The 20,327-nt window shown below is 63.8% G+C and carries 14 protein-coding genes; 6 read left to right on the forward strand and 8 right to left on the reverse strand.

The window, feature by feature from the left end; translation table 11 throughout:
- Positions 1 to 45: 45 nt before the first annotated feature.
- Positions 46 to 1,545 carry a glycerol-3-phosphate dehydrogenase gene (locus NSE01_RS00095; protein WP_246134947.1) on the reverse strand — a complete coding sequence of 500 codons (1,500 nt, stop codon included), beginning with the start codon at positions 1,543 to 1,545 and terminating at the stop codon, positions 46 to 48.
- A 253-nt stretch (positions 1,546 to 1,798) separates the two neighbouring features.
- On the opposite strand from NSE01_RS00095, the gene NSE01_RS00100 reads away from it, so the two are divergent.
- Positions 1,799 to 3,103: an alpha/beta hydrolase family protein gene (locus NSE01_RS00100; RefSeq protein ID WP_147157588.1), complete on the forward strand. Its 1,305-nt coding sequence runs from the start codon at positions 1,799 to 1,801 to the stop codon at positions 3,101 to 3,103.
- Positions 3,104 to 3,123: 20 nt separating this feature from the next.
- On the opposite strand, the gene NSE01_RS00105 is transcribed toward NSE01_RS00100, so the two are convergent.
- Positions 3,124 to 4,134, reverse strand: a complete 1,011-nt coding sequence (locus NSE01_RS00105; RefSeq protein ID WP_147157589.1) for a LysR family transcriptional regulator — start codon at positions 4,132 to 4,134, stop codon at positions 3,124 to 3,126.
- A 97-nt stretch (positions 4,135 to 4,231) separates the two neighbouring features.
- Here NSE01_RS00105 and NSE01_RS00110 point away from each other — a divergent pair, with 97 nt between their 5' ends.
- The 5 genes from NSE01_RS00110 (at position 4,232) to NSE01_RS00130 (ending at position 9,218) form a co-directional block, all read left to right on the forward strand.
- Entirely contained in the window at positions 4,232 to 5,188 is a 957-nt protein-coding gene (locus tag NSE01_RS00110; protein ID WP_246134948.1) for a LysR family transcriptional regulator, read from the forward strand.
- Positions 5,189 to 5,328: 140 nt separating this feature from the next.
- Positions 5,329 to 6,465, forward strand: a complete 1,137-nt coding sequence (locus tag NSE01_RS00115) for a TauD/TfdA family dioxygenase (protein WP_147157591.1) — start codon at positions 5,329 to 5,331, stop codon at positions 6,463 to 6,465.
- Entirely contained in the window at positions 6,462 to 7,181 is a 720-nt protein-coding gene (locus NSE01_RS00120; protein WP_147157592.1) for a class II aldolase/adducin family protein, read from the forward strand. The genes NSE01_RS00115 and NSE01_RS00120 overlap by 4 nt, the downstream gene beginning before the upstream one ends.
- Positions 7,182 to 7,206: 25 nt before the next feature.
- Positions 7,207 to 8,259, forward strand: coding sequence for an alcohol dehydrogenase family protein (locus NSE01_RS00125; RefSeq protein ID WP_147157593.1), 1,053 nt, complete (start codon positions 7,207 to 7,209; stop codon positions 8,257 to 8,259).
- A gap of 5 nt (positions 8,260 to 8,264) precedes the next feature.
- Positions 8,265 to 9,218 (forward strand): NAD(P)-dependent oxidoreductase, encoded by a 954-nt coding sequence (locus tag NSE01_RS00130; protein ID WP_147157594.1) that lies wholly within the window; start codon positions 8,265 to 8,267, stop codon positions 9,216 to 9,218.
- 116 nt (positions 9,219 to 9,334) lie between these two features.
- On the opposite strand, the gene NSE01_RS00135 is transcribed toward NSE01_RS00130, so the two are convergent.
- The 6 genes from NSE01_RS00135 to NSE01_RS00160 all read right to left on the reverse strand — a co-directional run bounded on the left by NSE01_RS00135 (position 9,335) and on the right by NSE01_RS00160 (position 19,779).
- On the reverse strand, positions 9,335 to 10,948 hold the full coding sequence (locus tag NSE01_RS00135) for a GMC family oxidoreductase (protein ID WP_147157595.1): 1,614 nt from the start codon (positions 10,946 to 10,948) through the stop codon (positions 9,335 to 9,337).
- Positions 10,948 to 12,135, reverse strand: a complete 1,188-nt coding sequence (locus NSE01_RS00140) for a mandelate racemase/muconate lactonizing enzyme family protein (protein WP_147157596.1) — start codon at positions 12,133 to 12,135, stop codon at positions 10,948 to 10,950. The genes NSE01_RS00135 and NSE01_RS00140 overlap by 1 nt, the downstream gene beginning before the upstream one ends.
- Positions 12,132 to 13,574, reverse strand: coding sequence for an aldehyde dehydrogenase family protein (locus NSE01_RS00145; RefSeq protein WP_147157597.1), 1,443 nt, complete (start codon positions 13,572 to 13,574; stop codon positions 12,132 to 12,134). The genes NSE01_RS00140 and NSE01_RS00145 overlap by 4 nt, the downstream gene beginning before the upstream one ends.
- Entirely contained in the window at positions 13,567 to 14,877 is a 1,311-nt protein-coding gene (locus NSE01_RS00150) for a spinster family MFS transporter (RefSeq protein ID WP_147157598.1), read from the reverse strand. Before NSE01_RS00150 ends, NSE01_RS00145 begins: the two co-directional genes overlap by 8 nt.
- A 27-nt stretch (positions 14,878 to 14,904) precedes the next feature.
- Positions 14,905 to 16,992 carry a tetratricopeptide repeat-containing sulfotransferase family protein gene (locus tag NSE01_RS00155; RefSeq protein WP_246134949.1) on the reverse strand — a complete coding sequence of 696 codons (2,088 nt, stop codon included), beginning with the start codon at positions 16,990 to 16,992 and terminating at the stop codon, positions 14,905 to 14,907.
- 102 nt (positions 16,993 to 17,094) lie between these two features.
- The gene (locus tag NSE01_RS00160) at positions 17,095 to 19,779 is read right to left on the reverse strand and encodes a TonB-dependent receptor (protein WP_147157599.1); all 2,685 of its coding nucleotides are present in this window, start codon (positions 19,777 to 19,779) and stop codon (positions 17,095 to 17,097) included.
- Between the last annotated feature and the right edge of the window lie 548 nt (positions 19,780 to 20,327).

The following is a 20,327-nucleotide window of genomic DNA, read 5'->3' on the forward strand; positions in this document are numbered from 1 at the left end:
CTGAAATCCGCCGAAGACGCTGGTTAAGCAGATCTGCCAGTCTGTTTAGAAATTTTGCCCCGCAAGATAGGCCTCGACGGCTTCCGCTGTGCCCGGCGGCACATGCAGACCAAGCTTGCTGCGCCGATAGAGCACGTCTTCCGCCGAGCGCGCCCATTCCTGCGCCGCCAGATAATCGACTTCCGCCTGAGTCAGGCCGCCGCCGAAATCGGTGCCCAGCGCTTCCATGGTTTGTGCCGAGCCGAGGATTGCGCGTACGCGCGTACCGTAGGCGCGGGCAAGCCGGGTCAGAAGTGGGCGCGGCAGGCCCGGGTGAACCGCCGCGAGCTGCGCGACAAAGGCCTCGAAATCGTCGCCGGGAATATCACCGCCCGGCAGATCCGCGCCGGCGGTCCAATCACCCTTGGCGCACGGATAGAACGGCACCAGCTTTTCGAGCGCATGCTCCGCAAGCTTGCGATAGGTGGTGATCTTGCCGCCGAACACGCTGAGCAGCGGCGCCTTCCCATCTCCGCCATCAAGATCGAGCACGTAGTCGCGCGTTACGGCCGAAGCGCTCGCGGCATGATCGTCGTAGAGCGGGCGGATGCCGGCATAGCTCCACACCACGTCTTGCGGGTGGATCTCACGCGCGAAATAGCGGCGGACCGTCTCGCACAGATAGTCGGTTTCCTCAGGCGAGATCTGCGCTTTGCCGGGCTGGCCCTGCCACGGCTCGTCGGTCGTTCCGATCAGGGTATAGTCATGCTCGTAGGGGATCGCGAAGACGATGCGGCGATCAGGGTTCTGCAGCATGAAGGCATGATCGCCATCGTAGAGCTTGGGCACCACGATGTGACTGCCCTTGATCAGGCGCACGCCGCGATCCTGGCTGGCGCTGGCCGCGCGCTGCAGCATGTCTTCCACCCACGGGCCCGCCGCGTTGACGAGACCCTTGGCCATCACGGTCCGAGTACCGTTGGTCCCGGCGATTTCCGCTTTCCACAGCGCGCCTTCGCGGGTTGCCGAAACCAGCTTGGTCCGCGTTTCGATCAGCGCCCCGCGTTCGGCCGCATCGCGCGCGTTGAGCACGACGAGGCGGCTGTCCTCGACCCAGCAGTCCGAATAGACGAACGCGGTCTTCGCGCCCGGCTTCAGGCCATTGCCGAGCGGCGAGCGGGCAAGGTTCACCGTGCGCGTGGCCGGCAGCTTCTTGCGCCCGCCGAGGTTGTCATAAAGGAACAGGCCGAGCCGCACGAGCCATGCGGGACGGGGCGAATTCATCTGCGGCAGCACGAAGGCGAGCGGCCAGATGATGTGCGGGGCCATGCCCAGCAGCCGTTCGCGCTCGATCAGCGCCTCGCGGACGAGGCGGAACTCGTAGTATTCGAGATAGCGCAGGCCGCCGTGAATCAGCTTGGTGCTTGCCGAGGACGTGTGGCTGGCAAGGTCTTCCTGCTCGACGAGCAGCACGGAAAGGCCGCGCCCGGCAGCATCGCGGGCAATGCCTGTGCCGTTGATCCCCCCGCCGACGATCAGCAGGTCATAGGTTTCCGGATCCGGCACTTGAATGCTCCTGCCTGCCAATGTGGCACTTGTGTGGTGGCGCCCGCTCCTTAGCCACGCGTGCGTGGTCGGACAAATGCAGCTAGCGCAAGGCGGGATGCGATTACAAGATAGCGTGAGGGCAGGATAATGCGGTAACAAGAGTTATGCGAGAGGTAAGGACAAGCCGGGTGGATAACCGGGGAACCCCATCGAACCATGCGGATTGCGCGCTGTTTGGCGTCTGCAACCCTGCCATCAGGATGATTCGCGCTTGAGGCCGCTGTCGGTTTTTGCGGCGATGCTGAGCGCGTCGTCCGTTGCCGCCGCGCCTGCCGAAGCCGCGTCGCCGCCCAGCATTCCGGAAATCGGCGCCCCCGTGCTTGCCGCGCTCGGCCCCAACGGCGTTGGCGTGATCGAGAAGACGGTGGTCGACAAGGGCGGGGTCGATCCGCTTGGCACGCTCGCCAAAGGTGCGCTGGTCCGCGCCGATCGCACCATGCCGCTGGTGATCTGGTATCCTGCGCATGTTGGCCCCAAGGACCGCCGCGCGACATATCGTGCCAGCCTTGTTTCCGAGCCGCCCAAGGCGCCTGCCTATTTCACCGTGCCGGCACTGGCGGTGAGCGATGCCAAGCCCGCCGGACAGGGCTATCCGATCGTCCTGCTCTCGCATGGCTACAACAACGATCCGGTCATGCTTTCGTGGCTGGGCGAGAATCTGGCGACCAAGGGTTATGTCGTCGTGGCGATCCGTCACCGCGATCCGCCGATCACTGATACATCGAAGACCCCCGCGACCCTGATCCGTCGTCCGCTTGATATCACTTACGTGCTGCGCCGGATTCGCGGCGGGCTGCTTGGGTCGCTCGGCGATTCGACGCGTATCGCGCTCGCGGGCTATTCGTTCGGCGGCTACGGTGCGCTGACGGTGGCGGGCGCACAGCTTGATGCGGCGAGCCCGGCTGTCGGGCGCCTGCCGTCCGCCCTGATCGAACGCTACACAGGCAACGGGCCTGATGCTGCCGCGCTACATGATCCCGCGATCAAGGCCGTTGTCGCCATCGCTCCGGCTGGCGGTGCGCCTTGGGCGGCTTGGGGCGGCAATGGCCTTTCCGCGATCAAGGCACCGCTGCTGGTCGTGGCTGGCACGGCAGACCGCACCGTTGGCTACGATCCCGGTCCCGCTGCGATCTTCCGTGACGCCAAGGGTTCGAACCGCTGGCTGCTGGCGCTCAAGGGCGCGGGCCATGCCATCGGAACCAATCCTGCCCCCGCCGAAATGCGCGGCACCGTGTGGGATTTCGACTGGTTCGAGGACCGCATGTGGCGCAAGCCGCGCGTCAACTCCATCGCGCTCCACTTCATCACCGCCTTCCTCGACATGCAGCTCAAGGGGGAGATGGCCAAGGCCGAATACCTCGACGTGCCGTCAGAGGAATCCGATGGCGCCAAGTGGACGAGCGCGGACAAGCGCTATGATGCGGTGAGCGAGGGCGGCGCGAACCCGACCTGGAAGGGCTTCGTCAAGGATCACCAAGACGGATTGCTGCTGAAACATCTGCCGCCTGCGCCTTAGGCGTAACGCTATGCTGCGCCTCAGCCGCGCATCTCCGGCACCATCTCGGTCGGCGCTTCCGCATCGCGGCCCATATCGGGTGAGAAGTGGCGGATGATCCATTCGCGCAGCAGGAAAATGGCAGGATCGCCAAGGTCTTCTGCGTGGGTCTTGAGATAGTAACCGAAGCCATCCGCCGAAACGCGGTCGTAAGGCATCACCAGTTGCCCGCTGGCGATTTCCTGCGCGAACATGTCGATGTCCGCCAGCACCACGCCCGAGGCGCCAATGGCATAGCGGACGGCCGAAAACGCGGTATCGAAGGCAAGGCCGTCGTTCGTCTCGATCGCAAGGCGCTGCTGCGCGGCATAGCTTGACCACAGCAGTCCGCGCGGCTCGCCTTCGAGTTTCACGTGCAGCAGTTCGTTGTCACGCAGGAACTGGTCGAACGCCTTGCCCTTGTGCGCCGCCGCCGTATCCGGCGAGCATAGCGGGGCGACGCGGACCATCCACAGCAGGTCGGCCACCGCATCGTCGACATTGGGGCGGTCGAACACGATCGCCATATCGACATTGTCGCGAGGTGCGCCGGTGACGTTCGACGTCACCACATCGATGCGGATTTCCGGATGTTCCTTGTGGAACTTGGCCAGCAGCGGCAGCGCGTTCTGGTAAAGCAGGGAGGGCGGGATATGCAGCCGGATCGGTCGGCTCTCCAGATCCTTGTTGCGGATGGTGTTGATCGTCTGCTCCATCCGGTCGAGGCATTTGCTCACGACCGGCAGCAGGATCGAGCCTGCGGGAGTCAGTTTCAGGCCGGTCGGTCCACGCTCGAACAGCGGGCGACCGATCAGATCCTCAAGGCTGGAGACATGGCGGCTCATCGCGCTTTGCGACACCGTAAGGGCCTGTGCCCCGGCGGTGAAGCTCATGTGCCGTCCCACCGCCTCGAACGCACGCAGCGCGTTCAGCGGCAGCCAGCGGCGGTTGATGAGGCGATCGGGCGCGATCTCGGTTTCTCCCTTGAACGGCTGGCATTTTGCTCCCCGCATTGATCTACGTCAATCCGCGTTACCCCTCGTTAACACGCTTGCTCCATGATAACGGTTTATAATATGAGGCTTCAGGTATTTTTATCGTGAGGCGCTGATGCTGCTCCCCGCCGAGTTTGATTTCCATGCGCTGGAAGTCTTCGTCCTCACTGTCGAGCTTGGCGGGATGACGGCGAGCGCGCAGCAGCTGCGCATCACGCAGTCTGCCGTCTCGCAAACCATCGCCCGGCTCGAACAGGGGATCGGCGCGACGTTGTTCGACCGCACCTTGCGTCCATTGGGTCTCACGCCCGCCGGCCGCGCGCTCTATGAACGTGCGACCCATCTGCTTGCCACCGCACGGACCATGGTCGACGAAGTCCGCGAGGGCGCCAACCAGCCGATCGACAAGGTTACGGTGGCGATGGCGGAATCGCTCGCGATCCTGCTTACTGGCCCGCTGCTCAGCCGGCTTGGCCAGCGCGTGGCGCGCTGGCGGGTGCGTTCGGGCATTTCGCTCAACCAGCAGCAGGATTTCCTCGCGCGGCGTGTCGATCTGTTGATCACCGGCAGCAGCGTGCTGGAAAAGCAGGAAGGCGTCGTCCACCACGACGTGTTGGATGATCCGTTCGTCCTGGTCTTTCCGCCGAGCTTTCGCGGCGTGGCCGATCCGATTGCGGCGGCGGAGGGACTGCCATTCGTGCGCTATTCGCTCGATACCGGTATGGGCCAGCGCATCGAAAGCCAGCTCACCCGGATGCGGTTGCGCCTGCCCAATGTGATCGAAGTCGATATCGTGCCGCAGCAACTCAACGCGGTCGCGCTCGGCATCGGCTGGTCGATTACGTCGCTGCTCTGCCTTGCGGCGATGCCGGCGCTGATCCCGGACCTGCGCGTGGAACCTCTGCCGCGCGCGCGGTTCGCCCGCCGCATCCAGGTCGTCAGCCGTGCGGGCGAGCTCGGCGATCTCGCGCTGGAAACGGCGAAGCTGGCGGGCGAGACGATCCGCAAGGAAAGCCTGCCGCCCATCCTCGCGCAGTTGCCATGGGCGGAAGACCTCCTCGGTGCCAACTGATCCATCGATGCGAGTGCATTACGCGCATTGATACGATATATGATTCTTGATGATGCACTGCTGAGCCGGTCCATTCCGGGCTAAAGTCGTCGGGCAAGAGAGCGGCGGGCAGGCTGCCACACATCCCAGCGGGGAAGATCATGAACCTCACCACCTCGTCCACCGCACCGGTCACGCTGACTGACACCGGCCTCGAAGTCCTGCTTCCCGGCGGGTGCTCTGCCTATTTCAACAACTACTGGCTGCGCGACAACTGCCCGACTTCGTTCGACAGCCAGACCCGCGAGCGGGTGTTCGACATCTTCCATCTCGACACCGCGCCGCGCCCGCGCCGCGCCGAAGTGGTGGACGGCGCGCTCGAGATTGCGTGGGAAGGCGAGAACCACACCAGCCGCTATCCGCTCGATTGGCTGGCCAGCTACGCCGAAGGCAAGCGCCGCCAAGATCCGTCCGATCTGCCGCGCCGCGCCTGGTATGCCGACCATTACCCCAACGTCGCCCGTTTCCCGCAGGCAGACCTCATGGCGGACAAGGCCAAGGTCGCCGAGTGGCTCAAGGCGCTGATCGTCGAAGGCGTCGCGCTGGTGACCGACATGCCCGACAGCGACGAGGGTCTAACCGAACTCGTCAAGCTGATGGGCCACGTGCGGCCGACGTTCTTCGGCGAATACTTCGATGTGATGACGCATATCGAGCCGACCAATCTTGCCTACACGGCCAAGGCGCTCGAACTCCACACCGATACCCCTGCCGAGGACATGGCCCCCGGCGTCCAGTTCCTCCACTGCCGCGCTAACAGCGTCGAGGGCGGGCAGAACCTGTTCCTCGACGGCGTCGCGGTCGCCAACGATTTCCGTGAACTGTACCCCGAAGACTTCAAACTCCTCGCCGAGACCGAAGTGCCGTTCTACTGCGAGCACGACACCTATGATGTCCGCTCGCGCCAGCGGGTGATCGAACTTGATGCGCACGGCGAGGTTTCCGGCGTCACCATCAGCCAGCACATGGCCGACGTGTTCGATCTGCCGCAGGATGTGCTGGATCGCTACTACCCGGCGTTCTGCCGCTTCGGCCGCATGCTGCAATCGGACAAGTACCTCATGCGCTTCCGCATCAATGCAGGCGAATGCATCGTCTTCGACAACCACCGCATCGTTCACGGGCGTGAGGCCTATTCGGCGACCAGCGGCGCGCGCTATCTGCGCGGCACTTATGCCGATCGCGGCGAAATGCGCAGCACCTACCGCGCACTGACGAGCGAAGGCCGCTTCAAGTGACGGAAGCCGAAGTCGCCGCGCTGCGTGAGGATCTCGCCGCGGCGTTTCGCATCACCGCGCAGATGGGCTGGTCGGAATCCGTCGGCAACCACTTCAGCGCGGCGGTTTCGGCGGGCGGCAAGCAGTTCCTGCTGAACCGCAAGTGGCAGCATTTTGCCAGCATCAAGCCCGATGATCTGATGCTGCTCGATGCCGACGATGCCGAGGTGATGAACCGCCCCGACGCACCAGATGCTTCGGCCTGGACGATCCACGGCACCGTCCACCGCCAGTGCCCCGCCGCGCGCGTCATCATCCACTGCCACCCGCCGCACGCTACCGCGCTCGCTACTTTGGCTGATCCGCGCATGCTGCCGCTCGACAACAACACCGCGCGCTTCTTCAACCGGCTAGCCATCGACCAAGGCTTTGGCGGGATTGCCGACGAGGCCGAGGAAGGCCTGCGCCTTGCCGCCGCGCTGGGCGGCAAGAAGACGCTGCTGATGGGCAGCCACGGCGTGACCTGCACCGGCCCGACCGTCGCCGAGGCCTTCGAGGACCTCTACTTCTTCGAGAAAGCCGCGCAGACGCTCTTGCTCGCCTATGCCAGCGGCCAGCCGCTCAATGTGCTGTCTGATGAAGTCGCCGAAAAGACCGCGCGCGGGTGGGATGACTATCGCGGCATGTCCTATGCGCATTTTGACTGGCTGAAGTCGCAGCTTCCGCCGCTAGTCTGATCTGATGGAACCCGTACCTGCCACCATGGAAGCCATCTTGCTGACCGGCAATGGCGGGTTCGAATGCCTGTCACACCGCAGCGATGTGCCGGTGCCGCAGCCGGGCGTTGGCGAAGTGCTGATCCGCGTCGGCGCCTGCGGGGTCAACAACACCGATATCAACACGCGCACCGCGTGGTACTCCAAGTCCGTCACTGTGGCGACTGAAGCGGGTGGCGGCGACGGCTTTGCTGAAGCCAAGACCGAGGACTCGGGCTGGACCGGCGCTTTGCCGCAGTTCCCGCGCATTCAGGGCGCGGATGCCGCCGGGCGCATCATTGCCGTGGGGGAGGGGGTGGACCCTGCCCGCATCGGTCAGCGCGTGCTGGTTGAACCGGTATTCAGGGGCGCGAGCCGCTTCGAGGCGGTCTATTTCGGTTCCGAAGTCGATGGCGCGTTCGCGCAATACGCGAGGATGCCCTCGGCTCACGCGCACCGCATCGAAACCGCGCTGACTGATACCGAGCTCGCCTCGTTCCCTTGCGCCTACTCGGCGGCGGAGAACATGTTGACGCGCACCGCGCTTGTTGCGGGAGAGCGCGTTTTGATTACGGGCGCGTCGGGCGGCGTTGGTTCGGCAGCAGTGCAGCTTGCAAAGCGGCGCGGGGCCGAGATCACCGCGCTTGCGAGCGTCGACAAGGCTGAGGGCGTTCGCGCACTGGGCGCCTCTGATGTCCTTCCGCGCGACGCCCGGTTCGATCCGGAAACCTTTGATGTGGTGATCGATGTGGCAGGTGGCGCAGGTTTCCCGGCGCTGCTTGAAGCCCTCAAGCGTGGCGGGCGTTATGGTGTCGCGGGCGCGATTTCCGGTCCCATCGCCGAGCTCGACTTGCGCACCCTCTACCTCAAGGACCTGACGCTCCTCGGCTGCACGATCCTGGAGCCCGAAGTGTTCCCCAATCTCGTCAGCTATATCGAGCGCGGTGAAATCCGCCCGGTCGTCGCCGCAACCTATCCGCTTTCCCAAATCGTCGCGGCGCAGCGCGCCTTTCTAGAAAAGAAGCACATCGGCAAGATCGTGCTGATCCCCGGAGAATAACGCACATGAAGATCGGTTTCATCGGCCTCGGCAATGTCGGCGGCAAGCTGGCGGGCAGCCTCATCCGCAACGGCCATGACGTTACGGTGCGCGATCTCAATCCCGAACTCGTTGCCGAATATGTCGCGCGCGGCGCGAAGGAAGCGGCTAGCCCCGCCGCGCTCGGCGAGGCGGTCGATGTCATCATCACCTGCCTGCCGTCGCCCGCGGCCAGCGCCGCCGTGGCCGAGGGTGAGGACGGTTTCCTCGCCGTCATGCGCCCCGGGCAGGTCTGGATGGAAATGAGCACCACCGACTATGCCGAAGTCCTGCGCCTCGGCCCGCTGGTGGAGGCCAAGGGCGGCCTGTTCATGGAATGCCCCGTTTCGGGCGGCTGCCACCGCGCGGATACCGGCAACATCTCGATCTTCGCCGCCGGCCCGCGCGAGGGCTTCGAGCGCGTGCTGCCGGTGCTCAAGACCCTCGGTCGCCGCGTGCTTCACACTGGCGACTGGGGCACAGCCTCGCAGCTCAAGGTCATGACGAACTTCCTGTGCACCGCGCACCTCGTTGCGCTCGCCGAGGCGCTGACGGTGTGCAAGGCGGTCGGGCTCGACATGAACACGACCTATGAGGCGATCCGCATTTCCTCAGGCAACAGCTTTGTCCACGAGACGGAATCGCAGGTGATCCTCAACGGTAGCCGCGACATCAACTTCACGATGGACCTCGTTTCCAAGGACGTTGGCCTGTTCGACAAGATCGCGCAGGAGACCGGCGTTCCGGTCGAAATGTCGCCGCTCATCGTGCGCCTGTTCAAGGAAGGCGAAGCCGCTTTCGGCCCGCGCGAGTTCTCGCCCAACATCATCCGCCGCTATGAAGAGCCGCTGGGCATCAAGGTGCTGGGCACCGGCTTCCCGGACCAGATGGTCGATGATGAGCCCGAAGAGCAGGGCTACGAAGTGGTGGTGCGCCGGTAAGCCATTCGCAAAATCATTCCAAAATCCGCTCATGCTGAGCTTGTCGAAGCATCACTCCCGGCCGTGGTGCGAGATGCTTCGACAAGCTCAGCATGAGCGGGCTTGGTTGATCACAATTATCTCGCCGCCAGAATCATCGCCGCGCCCTTTTCCGCCACCATCACGGTCGGCGCATTTGTGTTGCCGCTGGTGATATTGGGGAAGATCGAGGCATCGATCACGCGCAGGCCCTCGGTGCCGTGGACGCGAAGTTGCGCATCGACCACGGAGGTCGCCGCGTCTGGACCCATCGCGCACGTGCCGGTGGGGTGGTAAACCGTATCTGCCCGCGCGCGGAAATCCGCCAGCTGATCTTCCTCGCTCACGACTTGCGGGCCGGGGATGAGTTCCTCGGTGATCATGTCGGCCAGCGGGCGGCTCGCGGCGATCTGGCGTAGCAGGCGGTTGCCGGCCAGCACTTCGGCGATGTCCTGCTCGGTCGACAGGTAGTTCGGCTGGATCAGCGGATACTCCAGCGGATCGCCCGAGCGCAGTTCGAGATAGCCCCGGCTGGTCGGTCGGCACGGATTGAACGAGAGCAGGAACGCCGAGAACGGATCGGGATTCAGCAGCTTGCGCGCGGCGAGCGGTGTCTTGGTATAGCTCACCGGGCTGAAATAGAGCTGCAGGTCGACATTCGGCGCATCGGGTCCGCTGCGCACGAAGCCGCCGCTCTGGTTGACGCTGAGCGACAGTGGTCCGCGCCGGTCGAACGCGAAACGCAGCGCCGCCTGCGCCTTGCCGAGCAGCGGGTGCAGTTCGTCGTTCAAGGTCGCGGTGCGCACCTTGTAGAAGTACGACACCGCGAGATGGTCCTGCAGGTTCTTGCCCACCGCGGGCAGGTGCTGCTGAACGGCGATGCCATGCTGCCCCAATGCCGCGCCGTCGCCAATGCCCGAGAGCATGAGCAATTGCGGCGAATTGATCGCGCCGCCGGAGAGGATGACCTCGCGGCGGGCCTTCACCTGATGCAGCTTTCCGCCGCGCCGGTACTCGATGCCGACCGCCCGATTGCCCTCGAACAGCACGCGCGTGGCTTGCGATTTCGTCTGCAGTTTCAGGTTCTTGCGCTTCAGTGCCGGGTGCAGGAACGCATTGGCAGTTGACGCGCGCCAGCCGCCGCGCGTGTTGATCTGGTAAAAGCCGACCCCTTCCGGGTTGCTGCCGTTGAAGTCGCTCGTGACCGGAAAGCCGAGGCCTTCCGCCGTCTCGATGAAGCTGTGGCAGACCGGGTGGACGTGGGGCGTGATCTCGGTCACGTGCTGCGGCCCGCCGCGCCCGTGATGCGCGCTGAAGCGGTCGAAGTCCTCGGACTTGGTGAAGTATGGCAGCACATCGTTCCACGCCCAGCCGGGATTGCCTGCCGCGTGCCAGTCGTCGAAATCGCGCGGCTGTCCGCGTACGTAGACCATGGCGTTGATCGAGCCTGAGCCACCGATCACCTTGCCGCGCGGCCAATAGCTGCTGCGCCCGCCGAGCCCTTCGACGGCTTCCGTATCGTACATCCAGTTGATGCGGCGATCGAAGAAGGTGCGGCCATAGCCGATCGGCATCTGAATCCAGATCGACAGGTCGCTGCCGCCGGCTTCGAGCAACAGCACCGTGGACTTGCCGTCCTCGGTCAGCCGGTTGGCCAGCACGCACCCGGCGGTGCCGGCGCCCACCACGATATAGTCAAATATTTCAGTCATCAGAATACCGGGTGCTGTGTCATTTCCAGATGCAGCATATCCCCGGCGTAGGGATGGTTCCGCGCCACATCTTCGTTAAGCTCGACGCCAAGTCCCGGTTCCGTCGGCGGGATCACATGGCCTTCCTCGAAGCGGATCGGGCTCTTGAGGATTTCGGTGTGGAAACCGCCCCAGTCCTCGATGCTTTCGAGGATCAGGAAATTCGGCGTCGCCGTCGCCAGTTGGATATTGGCTGCGCCAACCACCGGCCCGCAATAGAGATGCGGCGCAATCTGCGCGTGGCGCACTTCGGCCATGCCCGCGATCTTCTTGGCTTCGAGCAGACCGCCTACGCGCCCGAGGTTCATCTGCAGGATCGCCGCACTGCCCGCCTCAAGCAGCCGCGCGAAATCGTACTTCGTCGCCAGCCGCTCGCCGGTCGCGATGGGAATCGAGGTTGCCCGCGCGACCTTGGCCATTTCCTCAGGCGCATCGGGGGGCACGGGCTCTTCCAGCCACAGCGGATCGGCTGCTTCCAGCCGCTTGGCCAGCCGGATCGCGCCCGCCGCCGTCATCTGACCGTGGGTGCCGAACAGCAGATCCGCCTTGCTTCCCACGGCTTCGCGCAGGGTGAGGGCGAACCTCTCCGAAAGATCGAGCGCTTCCAGCGAAAGCTGCCGCCCGTCGAAGGCTGTGTAAGGCCCTGCCGGATCGAACTTCAGCGCGGTGAAGCCCATCGCGAGGTATTCCGCCGAACGCTCCGCCGCGAGATCGGGATCGTGGTAGACGTCGGTCTTATCGCCGGGGCGGGGATAGATGTAGGTGTAGGCGCGCAGGCGCTCGTGCACTTGGCCGCCAAGCAGCTTGTAAACCGGCTTGCCTGCCGCCTTGCCGATGATGTCCCAGCAGGCCATCTCCAGCGCGCTGAGCACGCCCATCAGCGATAGGTCGGAATGCTGGGTGAAGCCGCTGGAATAGACGCGGCGCCACAGGTTCTCGATATCGTGCGGATCGCGGCCTACGGCATAGCGCGCGAATACATCCTCGATCATCTTCGCCACGAGATGAGGCGAGAAGGGGACGCAATAGGCCTCCCCGATCCCGCTGATCCCGCAGGCCGTCGTCAGCTTGACGAACACGAAGTAGCGCCCGCCGAAATGCGGCGGCGGGTTGCCGACGACGAATGTCTCGATATCGGCGAGCTTCATGCCGGTTCGAAGCCGTTGATGACCTTGATCTCGAGATAGTCGTGGAGGCCGAATTCGCCCCATTCACGCCCATTGCCAGACTGCTTGTAGCCACCGAACGGCGAGCAGTATTCCTGCCCGGCGCCGTTGAGGTAGACGCTGCCCGCCCGGATCTTGCGCGCAACGCGGCGGCCGCGCTCAAGGTCGCCGCTCTGGACATAGCCGGCAAGGCCGTAGGGCGTGTCGTTGGCGATGGCGACCGCCTCGTCCTCGTCCTTGAACGGGATCATCGCCAGCACAGGGCCGAAGATTTCCTCGCGCGCGATGGTCATCTCGTTGGTTACGTCAGCGAAGATCGTCGGCTTGACATAGTAGCCGCGGTTGAACCCGTCGGCGCGGCCCGGTCCGCCCGTTACCAGCCGCGCGCCTTCCGCGATGCCGGCTTCGATGAGGCGCTGGATCCGGTCGAAGTGAACCTTGCTGACGACCGGCCCGAGATGCGGCCCCTTCTCCATCGGATCGCCTAGCGTGACGCTTTCGGCCACCGTCTTCGCGATTTCGACGGCCTCGTCATAGACCGAGGCCTCGACCAGCATGCGGGTGGGCGCATTGCACGATTGGCCCGTGTTGTTGAAGCAGTGGCGCACACCCCGCGCGACGGCGGCTTCGAGCCCGGCATCGGCAAAGACGAGGTTGGGAGACTTGCCGCCAAGTTCCTGGCTGACGCGCTTGACCGTTTCAGCGGCTGACTTCGCCACCTGAATGCCGGCGCGTGTCGAGCCTGTGAACGAGACCATGTCGGCTTCCGGATGGCCGGTCAGCGCATCGCCGATGCCGGGGCCGGTGCCGTGGACCATGTTGAACACGCCCGCCGGGAAGCCTGCCTCATGGATGAATTCGGCAAAGAGCTGAGCCGAGAGCGGGGCGATTTCGCTGGGCTTGAGCACCATCGTGCAGCCTGCGACCAGCGCCGGGCCGATCTTGGCCGCGAGCTGGTTGATCGGCCAGTTCCAAGGCGTGATCAGCGCGCAGACGCCGACCGCTTCGTGCACCTGCCGCCCGCGGCTGCCAAGCTGACGCTCCCACACCATCTCGCGCGCGGCCTTGACCGTTTCCTTGAGGTGGCCGGGACCGCATTCGGCCTGCGCGTTGTAGGAGAGGTCGTAGGGCGCGCCCATTTCGGTGCTGATCGCCGTGACCATCTCGTCATAGCGTGCTTCGAACACGGCGATCAGCTTTTCGACGAGGGCAAGGCGCTCCTCGAGGCTGGTCGCCGAATAGGCGGGAAACGCCGCGCGGGCTGCGGCCATGGCTTTGTCGACATCGTCCGGCCCGCACAGCGCAACTTGCGCGCAGACTTCCTCGGTCGCCGGATTGATCGCCTCGAACACCGCCGTCGAGGTGGCCGGCAGCGTCCACGCGCCGTTGATGTACGAGGGGAGAGGAGAAAGCTCAGACATGACCGATTGCTCGCTGCTGGTCCTCGACGATCGTGCGAGCGGCGAGGAAATAGTGAAGTGCCGCCCAGAAACCGGTCGGCGCGAGGATGAGAAGTGCCGAGCGCAGCGATGCGGCGTCAGGCCCGGCCGGACCCGCGAAGTAGTCGCTCAGCATGCCAACGCCCTGCGGCGCGACAATGAGGTTGAACACGTTGGCAATCAGCAGCGCGATCGCGCTGAACATGGCGCGCATCTTCGGCGGCGCGAGGTTCTGGCCGAGCGCGAATGCGGGGCCGATGTAGAAATAGATGCCCGGGATGAACAGCCACAGCGAGACCGTCGCCAGTGTCAGATTGTGCGTATAGATCGCGATGATCCCCGGCACGGTGGCAACAGCAGTCACGCCGCCGAGCAGGTACACGATCTTGCGCGGATCGGTGTAGGACGGGCGGGCGAGGATCCACGCCGTCAGCAGCGAGGCACCGATGCCCATCACGAGGTGGATCGGCCCGACAATCGCGCCGGCCTGGCCAACGTCGATCTGGTAGGTGCGCTGGAGGAAGGTGGGGATGAACCACATCAGGCCCCAACCCCACAGCGCGCCGACACCGCTACCCATCATCACGTGCACCGCCGACTTCTGGGTCACGCAGAAGCGCAGCGTATCCATCAGGGTCGGATCGTCGTCGCTCTTGATTACATCGAGGCAGCCGCGCTTGGGCTCGCGGATCGTCGCCATGATGAGGAGGGCAAGCAGCACGCCTGGAATGCCCAGCACGAGGAAGGCAGCGCGCCAGCCATAGGCATGCGCCACCGCGCCCGCCATGTCCGCCCCGATCCACGCACCGATCGGCGCGCCGAGGCAGAAGATCGTGAGCGCCATCGGGCGCCGCGCGGCAGGGAAATAATCGCAGATGATCGAGTTGCACGAAGGCGTGCCGCCCGCTTCGCCGATGCCGACGCCCATCCGCGCCAGCAGCAGCTGCATGTAACCCTTTGAAAGGCCGCACATCGTCGTCATCACCGACCACAGCGTGATCGAAATCGCCAGCAGGTTGCGCCGGTTGTAGCGGTCTGCAATCCACGATAGCGGAATGCCCATGCTGACATAGAACAGCGCAAGTGAGACGCCGGTGAGGAAGGCAACACCGCCATCGCTGAGGTGCAGGTCGAGCCGGATCTGCTCGAGCACGGTCGACATCACGTAACGGTCCGCGATGTTGATCGTATAGGCCAGCATCATGATGAACAGCACGTACCAGCGCAGCGCTACCGAAGCATTCTCCTCACCCGCCGGGCCTGCTGTTGCACCTATGGCTGCCATTGGCTGTTCCTGTCCCTTTGAAGTTGTTTATCGCGGTGCAAGCTCTGGTCCCAACGCCTCGCGCAGGGGCTCGAGCCAGGTTTCGTAATTCTTCCACTGATCGAGCCCATCGCGGAAGATCGGCTGGCGTACCTGCTCCGAACTTGGCGTCCGCACAGAGCGCTTGGTCTTGTGGAATTCGATGCAGGCCTCTTCGAATGGAAGGCCGCAGTAATCGAGAATGCGCCGCACGCTGCCTTCGAGATCGTCGACCACGTCTTCGTGCTGCACACGCAGCACCCGGCCGGGGAGGACCGCATCCCAGTGGTCCATCAGCTCGACGTAGGTCTTGTAGTAGCGCGCGATGTCTTCAATGCCGTAGGTGAATTCCTGGCCCTGCGCGAAGAGCTGCTTCAGGTTGCTGAAGCAGCACGACATCGCATCGCGCCGTGCATCGATGATCTTCGCGTTCGGCAGGATCAGATGGATCAGGCCGATATGCCGGAAGTTATTCGGCATCTTGTCGATGAAGAAGGGCCGGCCGAGGATGCGGTTGGGCATGGTATCGGCGATATACTGCTCGCCAAAGCGGCGGACGGCCTCCTTGTCGAGGTCCTCCAGCGAGCCGGGGTAGAGCGGCTTGTCGAAATTGAGCTCGCGGCCCTGCAATTCGTGCACGATCCGCTGGATGTCGGGCAGTTCCTGCGTGCCTTCGACCATCGAGTGCGAGGCGAGGATCTGCTCGAGCAGCGTGGAGCCCGACCGTGGCAGGCCGAGCACGAAGATTGGCGAGGGATCATCCAGTCCCCAGCCTTCGCGCGCGGCGAAGAAGGTGGGGGTGCAGACGCGCTTCTGTTCGCGCGTGTTGGTCTCGAACACTTCGGGCAGATAGCCGTTGCCCGCGCGGTGCATGGCGTTGCCGCGCGAATAGGCTGCCCACGAACCTTCGTAATCACCCGCATCTTCCAGCGCCTTGCCGAGCGCGAAGGCGATGTGGACGCGGTCGACATCGGCGATCGCCGGGCTTTCGAGCTGGTCCTTGAGGATCGCGATGGACTCGGCGGAGAACCGGTAGGTCTTGAGATTGGCGAGGCTCCACCACGCATCGCCGAAGTCGGGGCGGTCTGCGGTGGCGGCCATGTAGGCGTCGATCGCTTCGGCGGTGCGCGCTTCGGTCTTGAGCGCATGGCCTAACCACAGGTTGAGATCGGCGCGGCGGACGCGGGCTTCCAGCGTGTCGCCCGAAATCTCGGCAATCATCGCGCGGTATTCGGGGATCACGCTTTCGAAATCACCCAGCCCGACGCGGATCGTCGCGGCCTGGATGCGATGCGCGTGTCCACGTGGATCGCGCTTCAGCAGTGGTTCCAGCGCTTCGCGCGCTTGCGGGAACTTGTGCCGCGCGATGAGTACCTGCACATACTCGTGCCGTGCTTCATCGTGGTCCGGCACGAGCCCGAGGACGCCTTCGTAAAGCGCTTCCGCATCATCGAGCACGTTGCGCCGATGGCCGATCTGGGCGAGCAGCCGCATGGCCTCTGGGTGATTGCCAGCCTCCAGCAGGAAGCGGCGGATCAGCGTTTCCGCTACGTCCACCTCGCCATCGCCAAACAGCACCTTGGCCTGGACGATCGGGGGAGGGAGGCTGGCGAGGTGAGCGAAGTGCCGCGCTGCCAATTCGGCGCTGCGCATGTCCCCGGTCATCCGGTAGAGCCCGTCGAGCATGCGCCAGCCCATGGCGAGCGCCGGATTGGTGGTGACAGCCGTCCGCAGCGCGAAGATCGCAGCAGGCGCATCGCGCTGCACGACATGGCAGAGCCCGCGTTCAAGGAACAGCTGACTGAAATTGGGATGATGCGCGGCCAGCCGGTCGAGTGCGGCAAGCGCGGCATCGGGCTGCTGCATCATGCGCAGCGAATGCGCTTCTATCAGCAGGAGATCGCGATTGGTGGGGGCAGTGGCGAGCAGGCGCTTAGCGCCGCTGACTGCTGCTGCATAGTCGCCTTTTGCCTGCAGCGCGTGAAGCGCCCTCAGTTCTGCCTCCGGCGGGTCCGCGGCAAGCGGGGCAGGGTGGGTATTCTGGGAACGAGTCAGGTCTGCTTGCGTGGCCATCAACGCACTTTCAAAGTCGGCCATCGCCGCGCGTGTCCATCAAACTCACCCAATTGCATTCAGAGTACTACCAGAAAGCAAGGGGTGGCGTTTGTGGCGCCACCCCTTTCCTTCCTCAAAGTCAGATTACATCTTGGCAGCGATCTTGATGCCGTAGGTCAACGGACGCACGATCGTCGAAGTCTTGATGTACTGCGACGAGTTGGTGAACGTCGAAGCGTGGCTGTTGAAGATGTTGTCGCCGAAGATGGTGACAGTCCAGTTGTCACGCGTGAAACCGACCTGCATGTCAGCCAGAGCATAACCCGGCATCTTGTAGCGCAGCACGGTGGTGGCGGGAACGATGATGCCGTTGGGGCTCACACCGTTGCCGTTGCCCGGGACGTTACCGTCAGGATAGGTCGACGGCTGGTTATACTGCGTGCTGATATAGTTCACGCCAGCACCGATGAACCAGTCCATGCCGGCCTTGCCCGCCCATTCGTAGCGCGCACGGATGTTGCCCTGGAACTTGGGGCTGAACGGCGTGATGCTGCCGACGTTGCCGAACGGGCTCTGCACCGGCTTGACCTGACCGCCAACGAACACCTCGGTGATGCACTTGCCGAAGCTCGACACGCCGGGGTTGTTTGCGATGAAGCAAGGCGCGTTGGCCTGCTTGCTCTCGTTGTAGGTGGCCGAACCGTTGATCGTCAGGCCGTCCATCGGACGGGCGAAGATCTGCGCTTCGAGACCCTTGATGTGGTAGGTCGGGCCGTTCGTCGCGAAGGCGGTGTTGCCGAAGCCGGCGGCCGGGTTGAAGAAGCCGATCTGGATGTTCTTCCACTCCATGTAGTAGGCGGAGAGGTTGAACGTCACCTTGCGGTCAAACAGATCGGTCTTGAGACCCGCTTCGTAGTTGATCAGGTTGTCGGGCGCGTAGGCGGCCGGAACCAGCAGCTGCGGAGCATGCGGCGCGATCGGATCACGCACGCGGGCCGAAGGACCGCGGTTGAACGCACCCGGACGGAAGCCTTCGCTGTAGGTGAAGTACATCATGGTGCCGGGCTTGGGCTTCCACGTGATGGTGCCCTTGCTGCGGAAGCCCTTGTACGTCGACTTCAGGCCCAGCGCGTCGAGGTTCGAACCCGTCAAGCAGGACGGCACCTGGTAGCAGCCGCCGTTGAACGACGAGTAGACCGACCCCTTCTGGAAGTTGTCGTAGTAGTAGTAGCGGGTGCCGGCCGTGACGGTCAGGGTGTCGGTGATGTCGAAATCGACCGAACCGAACGCTGCGTACTGCTTGTAGCCGCGCGTGATGTCCTGACCGAACGACACGCCATCAGGACGCGGGCCGGGAACATTGAGCGTGGCGTTCGGGTTGGGGCCCACGTTGCCGAGGCAGACGGTGCCTGCAGCCTTGATCTGCGCGGCGGTCAGCCCGCTGTCGCAGTTCGGAATGGTCGTGTACGACCAGTCCATGTTGTCCTGAATCTTGAAGTTCTCGTAGTAACCACCGACGATCGCACGGATCCGGCCGGTATCCGGCGACGAGATGCGCACTTCGTGGCTCTCGTGGGTGTTGCGGACCTTGTCGTTCCAGCGGCTGTTCGGTTCGTAGCAGTAGGGCGCCGCGCCGACGTTCCAGTAGTAGTTCGCACCGCCGGTGCACTGGTAGAAGATGCCGTAGGTCGCGCGGGCGTAGTTGGTGTAGTCACCCTGCTGCGAGATGTGGCGCTTCAGGTAAGCGCCGGTGTAGATCACCTTGAAGTCGCCGATCTTGCCGTTGATCGTCCACGCCGTGTTCCAGTAGTCGTCCTTGTTGTACTGGGGCGAGAACAGCGTCGAGGACAGGCCCGTCAGCGGCTGATAGTCGTAGGTGTAGGTCTGGACGGCGAAGGTGCCCTTCGATTCCAGCTTCTGGTAGGCCTGCGTGACGAGCAGGTCCCAATCCGGCGCAACCTGCCAGGCGAGCGAGACGCGGCCACCGGTGTAGTCGACGGGGTTGAAGTTGTCTTCGACCAGCGCAGCGTTGCTGTAGTTGCCCTCGCGGCTCTGCTGGCTCGGCGTCAGCTTGTTGCCGTTGCCCTGATAGGCGAGGTAGTACGAACCGAGGTCGCTCGGCAGGCGGGTAAACGTCGACAGCTTGTTGTCGATGTAGCCGCCGCGGTGATCGGTGTAGGCCACCGCGCGGATCGCCAGCTTGTCCTCGATGATCGGCACGTTGATCATCGCGTTGAACGAACCGTTGGTGGTGCCGCCGGCGGTGCCGCCGAAGCTGCCTTCAAAGCGGCCTTCGAACTTGCTCAGCTTGGGCTTATTGGTGATGTAGCGAACCACACCCGCCTGCGCGCCGCCGCCGAAGAGGGTGCCCTGCGGACCCTCGAGCACTTCGACGCGCTCCATGTCTGCGAGGTACACGTCGGCGTTACGCGCCGGGAACTGCATCGACTGGTCATCGAGGTAGAGCGCGACGTTGGGGAAGCCGCCGATCGTTGCCGAGGACTGCTGGCCTGCGAAACCGGCCGACAGACCGCGCAGGAAGATCGCGCCCTGGCCAGGACCGTTGTTCGAGAAGGTGACGTTCGGGGTGTAGCGGAGCAGGCCGTCGATGTTGGTGACGTTCAGCTTGCTCAGCGTGTCGGTGCTGAAGGCCTGCAGGGTCAGCGGCACGTCCTGGATCGACTGGTCGCGGCGCTGCGCCGTGACGACAATGACGTCGGAGGTAGCCGCGGCGGAGTCAGCCTGCGGTGCGGATTGCGCGAACGCCATCTCGCCCGAGCCGAGCGCGACGGCTGCCGCAGCGCACGACAACATAAACCGTGATTTCATGTGTAACCCCCATCCTTCTTAATTTTCACCCGGTGTCAGACCGGGGCCCATCAAAGCGCATCAATGGCGTGCAAAAAAGAGAGGAACAGTCAGGACGGCCTGTCAGGAAGGTGCATGAAGAGCGCCCTAATCCGCTACTTCGCACCGGACCGGCTCCATCCGGTCGGACCTTTCCCGAACTGGCAATTCCCTGATTTTACTCCCCGTTTTCAGCACGCTCATTGTCGCGTTTGGGCAAGCCTAGGTCAAAGCAAGGGCTAAATCCACCCCCAGATTGCTGCCATGCCACGTCGCGCTGGATTGTGGCTTTTTGGTCCTCCCTGTCGTGCATAGGTTTGTAAAGGTTCACAAGTTACTGATATTAAATATATTTATCTGAATTTAGCTGATTTTGTAACCCTTCGCGAGGTGCATGCCAGTGCATCCGGACGCTCCCACTCATGCCTTTTTGTCAATTTTCCATGGCGGCATAAGGAAATCCGATTGGCTGCATTCATCAGGTTGGTCCACCCGGTGGAGCATTCGTTCCTCGCGCAACCGGGACCACC

The organism is Novosphingobium sediminis (assembly GCF_007991615.1).
Taxonomy (GTDB): domain Bacteria; phylum Pseudomonadota; class Alphaproteobacteria; order Sphingomonadales; family Sphingomonadaceae; genus Novosphingobium; species Novosphingobium sediminis.

Excerpts from the sequence above, each read along its gene's own strand:
- NSE01_RS00105 (WP_147157589.1), bottom strand. The coding sequence starts at position 4,134 with ATGCGGGGAGCAAAATGCCAGCCGTTCAAGGGAGAAACCGAGATCGCG.
- NSE01_RS00110 (WP_246134948.1), top strand. The coding sequence starts at position 4,232 with ATGCTGCTCCCCGCCGAGTTTGATTTCCATGCGCTGGAAGTCTTCGTC.
- NSE01_RS00115 (WP_147157591.1), top strand. The coding sequence starts at position 5,329 with ATGAACCTCACCACCTCGTCCACCGCACCGGTCACGCTGACTGACACC.
- NSE01_RS00125 (WP_147157593.1), top strand. The coding sequence starts at position 7,207 with ATGGAAGCCATCTTGCTGACCGGCAATGGCGGGTTCGAATGCCTGTCA.
- NSE01_RS00130 (WP_147157594.1), top strand. The coding sequence starts at position 8,265 with ATGAAGATCGGTTTCATCGGCCTCGGCAATGTCGGCGGCAAGCTGGCG.
- NSE01_RS00135 (WP_147157595.1), bottom strand. The coding sequence starts at position 10,948 with ATGACTGAAATATTTGACTATATCGTGGTGGGCGCCGGCACCGCCGGG.
- NSE01_RS00140 (WP_147157596.1), bottom strand. The coding sequence starts at position 12,135 with ATGAAGCTCGCCGATATCGAGACATTCGTCGTCGGCAACCCGCCGCCG.
- NSE01_RS00145 (WP_147157597.1), bottom strand. The coding sequence starts at position 13,574 with ATGTCTGAGCTTTCTCCTCTCCCCTCGTACATCAACGGCGCGTGGACG.
- NSE01_RS00150 (WP_147157598.1), bottom strand. The coding sequence starts at position 14,877 with ATGGCAGCCATAGGTGCAACAGCAGGCCCGGCGGGTGAGGAGAATGCT.
- NSE01_RS00155 (WP_246134949.1), bottom strand. The coding sequence starts at position 16,992 with ATGGCCGACTTTGAAAGTGCGTTGATGGCCACGCAAGCAGACCTGACT.
- NSE01_RS00160 (WP_147157599.1), bottom strand. The coding sequence starts at position 19,779 with ATGAAATCACGGTTTATGTTGTCGTGCGCTGCGGCAGCCGTCGCGCTC.